The organism is Streptomyces sp. NRRL B-24085 (assembly GCF_001282115.1).
Lineage (GTDB): Bacteria > Actinomycetota > Actinomycetes > Streptomycetales > Streptomycetaceae > Streptomyces.
Window position 1 is genome coordinate 41,385 of sequence record NZ_LJBR01000023.1, and the last position, 7,735, is coordinate 49,119.

At 69.7% G+C, this 7,735-nt stretch carries 6 protein-coding genes; 2 read left to right on the forward strand and 4 right to left on the reverse strand.

The window, feature by feature from the left end; translation table 11 throughout:
• Positions 1-84: 84 nt before the first annotated feature.
• From AOJ26_RS03140 to AOJ26_RS03150, 3 genes are all read right to left on the reverse strand, one after another.
• Positions 85-1,989 carry an AfsR/SARP family transcriptional regulator gene (locus AOJ26_RS03140; protein WP_078959725.1) on the reverse strand — a complete coding sequence of 635 codons (1,905 nt, stop codon included), beginning with the start codon at positions 1,987-1,989 and terminating at the stop codon, positions 85-87.
• A 503-nt stretch (positions 1,990-2,492) separates the two neighbouring features.
• The gene (locus AOJ26_RS03145; RefSeq protein ID WP_053846603.1) at positions 2,493-3,425 is read right to left on the reverse strand and encodes an NAD-dependent epimerase/dehydratase family protein; all 933 of its coding nucleotides are present in this window, start codon (positions 3,423-3,425) and stop codon (positions 2,493-2,495) included.
• Between the two features lie 501 nt (positions 3,426-3,926).
• On the reverse strand, positions 3,927-4,853 hold the full coding sequence (locus tag AOJ26_RS03150; protein ID WP_053846604.1) for a LysR family transcriptional regulator: 927 nt from the start codon (positions 4,851-4,853) through the stop codon (positions 3,927-3,929).
• Positions 4,854-4,990: 137 nt separating this feature from the next.
• On the opposite strand from AOJ26_RS03150, the gene AOJ26_RS03155 reads away from it, so the two are divergent.
• Both AOJ26_RS03155 and AOJ26_RS03160 read left to right on the forward strand, forming a co-directional pair.
• The gene (locus AOJ26_RS03155; RefSeq protein ID WP_053846605.1) at positions 4,991-5,362 is read left to right on the forward strand and encodes a VOC family protein; all 372 of its coding nucleotides are present in this window, start codon (positions 4,991-4,993) and stop codon (positions 5,360-5,362) included.
• Positions 5,363-5,631: 269 nt separating this feature from the next.
• A complete protein-coding gene (locus tag AOJ26_RS03160; RefSeq protein WP_053846606.1) occupies positions 5,632-6,255 on the forward strand; it encodes a hypothetical protein in 624 nt (207 codons plus the stop codon).
• 83 nt (positions 6,256-6,338) lie between these two features.
• Here the strand turns inward: AOJ26_RS03160 and AOJ26_RS03165 are convergent, their stop codons facing one another.
• Entirely contained in the window at positions 6,339-7,178 is an 840-nt protein-coding gene (locus AOJ26_RS03165) for a GntR family transcriptional regulator (protein ID WP_053846607.1), read from the reverse strand.
• Between the last annotated feature and the right edge of the window lie 557 nt (positions 7,179-7,735).

Genomic DNA, 7,735 nt, shown 5'->3' on the forward strand with positions numbered 1-7,735 from the left:
GACCGAGACCCGGTCGCCCGCGACCGTCGCTGGCCACGCCAGGGTGTGTGCGGGTGCGTCGCCTCGCGCGCGGCGGTGCGGCGATCAGCGCGGCGAGAGCGACACCTTCTCCGCGACCGTGTCCGGAAGGTCGGTGATCTGGTTCAGTACCGCGCGCAGGTCCTCGTCACCGACCGTGCTCTCGCCGGCCAGGCAGTGTCCCAGCAGCCGGTGCAGCGCTTGCTGGCAGCGCTCGTGTCCCAGCCCGTTGAGGGCTTGGCGCCGCGCGAACGCCTTGACGAGCCCGAGGAAGTGGTAGTCCCCGTTCTCGCCGGTCTCCACCACATGAGCGTCGACGAGGGCTTCCATGACCGCTGTGGCTTCGTTGACCGGCAGATCGAGCACCGCTGCCGCCATGGCGGGGTCCAGCCGGCCGCAGTCGGGAACAGCGGCGAGATGGAAGGCGTCGCGGTGGAAGGCGTCCATGCGCGCCTGGGCGTCACGGAACGGCTTGTCGACGATCTTGCAGTCCTCGTGCATGACGACCGGCTGGCGCAGATCGTCCTCGAGCTGGGCCAGGATCTGGTCGATCGTCCACGACGGCCGGGCATCCAACCGGGCTGCCGCCACATGCACCGAGAGCGGCTGGTAGGAGCAGGCCTGCACCAGGCGACTGGCCGCTTCCCGCTCCGCGAACACCCGCCGGGTCCCGGAGATGGCGGCGAGCAGCTGCAACGCGTCCTCGGGCTGCAGAACGCCCAGACGCAACCAGGGAATGCCAGGCAGGTCGATGATGCGACGCGGGCTGGTCATGATGACGGCACAGCCCGGGGCGGCCGGCAGCAGGGGACGCACCTGCTCACCGCTGGTTGCCGCGTCCAGGACGATCAGCAGGCGGCGCCCGGACACCGACGTACGCCACAGCGCGGCACGTTCGTCCAGGGACCCCGGCAGCCGCGACACCCCGATCGCGCGCAGGAACTGGCCGAGCACCTCCAGCGGGCCGACCGGCTCCCTGAAACCGCCGAGGTCGGCGAAAACCTGCCCGTCGGGAAACAGGTGGCGCTGGGTGTGCGCGAGGTGCACGGCGAGCGCGGTCTTGCCCATCCCGCCCAGGCCGGTGATGCCGACGACCGGAGCATGCGCAGCATCACGCAGCACTGAGCTCAGTTCCCCGATCTCTGCCCGGCGCCCGGTGAACACTGCTGAATCCGGCGGGAGTTGGGCCGGAACCGGCGCGACGGCCGAGGCCGGCTCACGGTCTGCGGGGGCGGGCGACTCGTCGTCCTCGTGCAGGACACGGCTGTGCAGGGAGCGAAGGCCGGGCCCGGGATCCACGCCCAGTTCCTCGCGCAGAAGCTGCCGTGTGTGCTGATAGGCGGCCAGAGCCTCGGCTCGGCGGCCGGCCTGGAACAACGACAGCATGAGCTGTTCGTGCAGGCGCTCCCGCAGTGGGTGCTCCATGACGGCTGCCCGGATCTCGGACGTCAGACCTGGGTGCCCTCCGGCCTCCAGCTCAAGGTCGAACACTTCCTCCAGGGCGGCCAGCCTCAGCTCCTCCAGCCGGTCACGCTCCAGCTCGAAGAAGCGGCCCCGGACACCCGACAGTGCCGGTCCCTGCCAGGTGCGGAGGGCCTGGCGCAGGAGATCGGCGGCACGCGCCGAGGCGCCGGCGCCGCGCGCCGTGTGAGCCTGTGCGATCAGCTCGCGGAACCTGCTCAGGTCGACCTGCCCGTCACGAACCGTGAGACGGTAACCGCTCCCGGTCGATTCGATGGTCGCGACGTCGCCGAGGATCGGCCGCAGACGATAGACGTACGTGCGGACGGTGCCCCGAGCGCCTCGCGGCCCTTCCTCGCCCCACAGGGCGTCGAGGATCGCTTCGGTCTCCACCGGGCGCCCTTCGCGCAGAAGGAGCAGCGCGAGCAGTCCGCGTTGCTGTGGGGATCCGAGGTCGACCTCCTCGTCCCGCCGCCATGCACGGACAGGACCGAGAATTGCAAGACGCATCACGCGACCGATTATGAACCGGTGTCACACCCGGTTGCACACGAGCGGCCTCGGCTCCCGGCGGCCGTCCCTGCACGCGGTGGCGGGGCCCAGAGCCCGGACAGCGCTCCGAAGCCGTCTACAAGCGCTCTGCGGTCTCGCCTGCGCAGCCACCTGGCACACCTCGGCCCGTGACCTCGACCGTCCAAGATCCCCGGCAGGGCGAAGCTGAGGCGATACCGCCGGGTGGGCAAGCGGAAGTGGCCCCGCTCGCCCACCCGGATGTGGTGGTGTCCGGCCCGGACTGCGACCGCGACGAGAGTCGTCGACGCATGGTCTGAGGTAGGTGCCGGGGCAAAACCGTTGATGGCCCCCACGGAGTGAGCACGACCGGCCCGGGCACCCAACGCCTGGTCGAAGAAGGCGCGTTCACCCACCTGCACCGGCTCCACCGCGTGAGCACGGCGGACACCACGGACGGGTGCAGGCCGGCGAGTAGGCCGGTTAGTAGGCCGGTGAGGTCGTCACGCAGCGTCGGAAAAGAGCGCTTCCTTCACGGCGGTGAGGCCGGCGGCGTACGGGACGATGGGCCGGTACCCCAGTTCGGCCACGGCTTTGTCGGTGCGCAGCGTGCACGACTGTCCGACGAACCACCGGGCGGGGACCGGCACCACACGGGCGGCGATGTCGGCGTCCATGTCAGGGATGGGTGTGTCGACGCCGTAGAGCGAGAAGAGCGTCTCCAGGAACTCCCGCAGGACGACTCGGTGCTGGTCGGTCACGAAGTACGCCTGACCCGGCCGGCCGTGCTGCCATCCGCGTACCAAGCCCTCGACGGCATTGTCCACGTAGGTCACATCGGTGGTGTGCCGGCCGCCCTCGATCCAGGCGAAATGCCCGGCCTTGGCCGCAGCCGCCAGGCCCTCGGTCAGGCTGCTTTCGGGACCCCAGACGAACCGCGGCCGTACGGAGACGGTGGTGAAGCCCGGCGCGTCGGCATCCAGCACAATCTGCTCGGCGACGGCCTTCACCGCGCAGTAGGCGGCTTCGGAGTCCGGCCGCAGCGGTGCGGTCTCGTCCACGTCCAGCAGCGGTTCGCCGGCCAGGAGCGCGGACTCGCTGCCGCAGTTGACGAAGGTGGCGACCCCCGCGGCGTGGGCTGCTTCCACGGCCGCTCGGGTGCCGCCGACCGTCACCCGCTCCTGGCGCTCGCGGTCGGCGGTGATGTCCGTCTCGGCGGCGAGGTGGAAGAACACCTCGCTGCCGGCCACCGCGTCCTGCCATCCGGCCGGCTCCGTCAACTCGCCCCGCACCGGCTCCGCGCCGAGGGCCGCGACCTTGTCGGCCGACGCCTCGCTGCGGACCAGTGCGCGGACCGTGTGACCGTCTCCGACAAGTCGACGGATCAGGGCCCGACCGATGAAACCCGAACCACCCGTGACGAATGCCTGTGCCATGGGAATCTCCCTTCCTCGTGTGTGACGCTTCCGCCCGCTGGGGCGGTGAGCCATGTGATGTGCAGCGATCAGGGGCTGGCCGGTGTTCCCTCGAAGTCATTCATGACTCGACGGCTTGCCAAAGAAAACATGAATGCCTCCAGCTCGTTGAGAGGACGCGGGAATCTGTACGGCATCGCCCGACCGCGCGCTCCCAGAGCTCGCCACTGCGGACCCCTTCGGAAGAGGTCCCGGCGGCACCCCGCGACCCGTTGCCGGCCGTCGGAAAGGTGGGCGTGGAGGCGTCTCAGTTCCCAACGGCAGTCCGACTGCGAGTGGGTCGGCAACATCCGTCGCTGAAGACGAACGTTGCCTGCCTACGACGCCGAGGGCGCCCGTCCCGAGCCGGTCCCCGGTTGCCGCGGAACTCAATGAACGGACGGTCTGAGTGCTGACTGGTCGCCAGTGCCGCAACCCCAACCCCTTCTCCGGGATCAGGGCCGCAGGACAGAGCGTCCATAGTCACTCGCCCGCGACCGCAGCTCCTGCGTCGAGCTGCGTCTGCACGCTGCGGGGAACCCGCACTCCGTGACGGCGCAGCCCTGCGATGAACCGCGCGACGAGCGGATCGGGTCCTGCCGAGGTCACCGCCATCAGCTGTCTGGTCCACCGTGGTGAGAAGGGTCGGACGACGCCCGGAAAGCCCGCCGTGACCGCACTCACCGGACAGACCGCCACGCCCAGCCCGGCGGCGGCGAGTTGAGGTGCCGCAACAGTGACGGACGTCCGCATGACCGCCTCCGGCTGGACCCCGGCCCGGGCGAACGACTGGTCAAGCCATGCGCCGAGGGCGTTGTCCGCCGTGAAGTGCACGAGGGGCGCGCCATCAAGGTCCTGGATCCGCACTGCGGCCCGCTGGGACAGAGGGTGACCGGTGGGCGCGGCCAGCACGATCTCCTCCTCGGCGACGGCAGTGACATGGAAGCGGTCGGACGGGGGGTCCGGCAGCACCACGACGTCAAGATCGTCGGACTCGATCAGCCTCAGTGCCTCGTCCATGACGGTGAGTTCACGCAGAGCGATGGTCACTTCCGGGTGGCGCCGGCGCCAGTCGCGAAGCACCGGGGCGAGCAAGGCGACGGTCAGGCTCTGCGCGCAACCGATGCGCAGCGACCCGCCCCCGGCCTCTCCCACCGCGCGCGCCGACCGTACGGCAGCGGTAGCCGCCTCGACCGCGCGCCGGGCGTCCGCGACCGCGACCCGCCCCGCGGCGGTGAGCTTGACCCCCCGTGCCTCCCGACGCAGCAGGGCCGTGCGGGTCTCGCGCTCGAGTGAGGCGATCTGATGGGAGACGGCGGGTTGCGAGGAGTGCAGCAGCAGCGCGGCCTGAGTGATCGATCCCGTGTCCGCGACAGCGACGAGACATTCCAGCGCGCGAAAAGAGGGCATTCATGAATTCTATGCCAACTGCATGAGGTATCAGTGCTTCGACGGGGGACGTCATGGCCGTCAAGGCAGTCGGCCGACACGTTGATACTTGTCAGCGTCAGCGACCGCACAGCAACGCCGATGTGGGCGGAGGCCCCATGCCACTGCAGATGAAGTTGGCTGCGATAACACTCGACTGCCCCGATCCGCCGGCCTTGGCGGCGTTCTATCAGGAGGCCACGGGTCTTGAGCTGCATCCGAAGTCGGACGCCGGTTTCGCGGGCCTCAACGGTGAGCACGGACTCTTGCTCGGGTTTCAGCGGGCCGACGACTACCGGGCTCCGAGCTGGCCTGACCAGATCGTTCCCCAGCAGCTTCACATCTGCTTCGCGGTCGAAGAGGACTTGGCCGTGGCCGAAGCCCGGCTCCTGGAGCTGGGTGCGGGCAAGCCGGATCATCAGCCGCACGGGGACAAGGCACGGGTCCTCACCGATCCGGTGGGGCATCCCTTCTGCATCGTCAGGCGCTGATCAAGCCGCCACCGACGCGGGCCCCCTCGGAAACCCGCCCCCTCGGAAACCCTGAGGACACTCACACGGGCATACGTGTGCCGCCTCCGGAAAGTCATGTACGCGGAAGTGGCACGACCAACACACGACCAACACACGCCCGACCTGCTCAAGGACCGACCGCCGACCACGGCCAACCCTCCCCTGCATAAGACTCCAAGCACTCCGCGGCTGTCAGTGCCGTCTGCGATTATCCCGCCTGGTCTACGGACACCACGGTGGGAGGGTTCATGTCCTTCGGCTTCAAGACGTCATGGCTCGCGATACGCGACGCCGGGCCGGAAGAGGTCGCCGATGCCCTCGGCCTGCGGCATCGGCAGCCCGTCGACTGGACGACCGGCACCGAACTCGCCTACCGGCAAGGGGTCTTCGTGGCCAGACCCGTCCCGGAGTGGACCCTCGCCCACGGCAGGATCCATCTGACGCACGAGACCGACCCCACGCGCCCAAACTTTCCCACCTGGCTGCGGACACTGGCCGCGCGCCTCGGGGACCTCCAGTACTTCGGCACCGACCGTGTCAGCGAGTACCACGCCTGGGCCAAAGTCGAAGCCGGTGAACTGACCCGCGCCTACTGCTACGTCGGGATGAGCGGTGAAGTTCCCCTGCGCCACGGTGAGCCCACCGCCGTCGAGAGGCAGCTCGGCGTCGGGCTGGTCGGGCGCGAAGAGGTCCGGCAGGACTGGGGAGACGCCGAATGGGACGCCTGGCACGAAGCCATGCCGACCGAACACGACGTGATGCGCATCGCCGCCGACTGGAGCATCTGCCCACCACTGATCGAGGACGACTCCGTCACCGCCCCGGGAATCCACGGACTCCCACCAGGTGTCGAGCCCGGCGGCGCATCCTGACGGCTTGAAGTCCCTGCGGAGGGCCTGCCCCGACGACACCCCGGGCAGCGGCAACAGCGCTCTGCCGGGCAAGCCGTACCACCTCACGACCCCGCCTGAACGTCCCCCCGCGTCGAGGACGCGATGGCGTCCCGGTGGGCGAAGTCGCCCGGGGGGATGCCCGGGTGGTGTCCCAGCCGGTCGGTCGGCGCGGTGGCCGTGGGGCCGAGGGTGAGCCGGGAGACGATCCGGTAGCGGTCGCCGCGGTAGACGGAGTGGACGTATTCGACGGGCTGTCCCCTGGTGTCGGAGGTGAGCCGTTCGAAGAGCAGCGCCGGGGACAGCTCGGGGACGTCGAGGAGTTCCGCTTCGGCACGGGTGACGACGGTCGGTTCGATCGCCTGCACCGCCTCCCGGACGTGCACGCCGTGCTGCCGGCGCAGGTGCTCGTAGAGGTCGCCGGCCTCCAGTTCCTCCGCGGACAGCGCGGGAACCAGCTCGGCCTTGATGTGCAGGTGCTCGATGGCCATCGGGGCGCCGTCGACCAGGCGCAGCCGCGCGACGTACACGATCTCGGCGGCGGGTGAGATCCGCAGCTTGCGGCCCACGCGCGCGCCTGCCGGAATGGTGACGAATTCCAGCAGGCGGCTCGACCAGGCCCCCGCGGCCTGGGGCACGGTCATGGACTGCTCGGCGGAGACGAGTTCCTGAGTGATCTTCTCGGGTGCGACGAACATGCCCCGCCCGTGTTCGCGCACCAGCAGACCCGCGGCGACGAGTTCGTCCACCGCCGCGCGCAGGGTCGGCCGGGACACTTCCAGCTGGGCGCACAGGGCACGCTCGGAGGGGATCGCGTCCCCGGGGCGGTGGGACTCCACCAGGTCGAGGAGGAAGTCGCGGACTCGCTCACGCTTGAGCACCGCACCAGGTGCGTCGGCCTTCATGCGTTCCCCCTCGCCCTGAACCCTCACTCCTGAACCCTCAGCCCCGAGCCGTCAGCCCTGAGCCGTCAGCCCCAGCGCTGAGCCCTCAGCCTGACCAGTTGACCAGTGGTAAGGCAGTATCTTCCCCGTCTCAGCCACCGAAGTGTAGCCGCAGACCAGCGGTGGTCGTCAGCGTATTGGCTGTCCTGCCCGACAAAACCCTTGTCTGCGACGGGGGTTGACGGCGCAATTGGTCTATGCCACCTTCTTCCTCACCTCAACAGGTGAACTGACCAGTGCAGCTCACTGGTCAGGTGGCCAGACGGTGTCCCACGGAGGTGAAACCGTGCAGCTCCGCCCACCCCGCCAGCTCCGGCTCAGAGGTCTCACCCAGCCGCTGTCCCCCAGGCACTCGCACCACGCCCTCGCAAGCGGCCCGGACCGCCCCCGTACACGGCGTCGCCGCACCTGAACACCGCCGCAGCACCCGTCCCTCCGGCTCGCGGGCCGGCGCAGTCAGAACCGACCCGCACACCCCGGCCGCCCCGTCTTGGAGGCGACGCATGCCCGCCCTGATC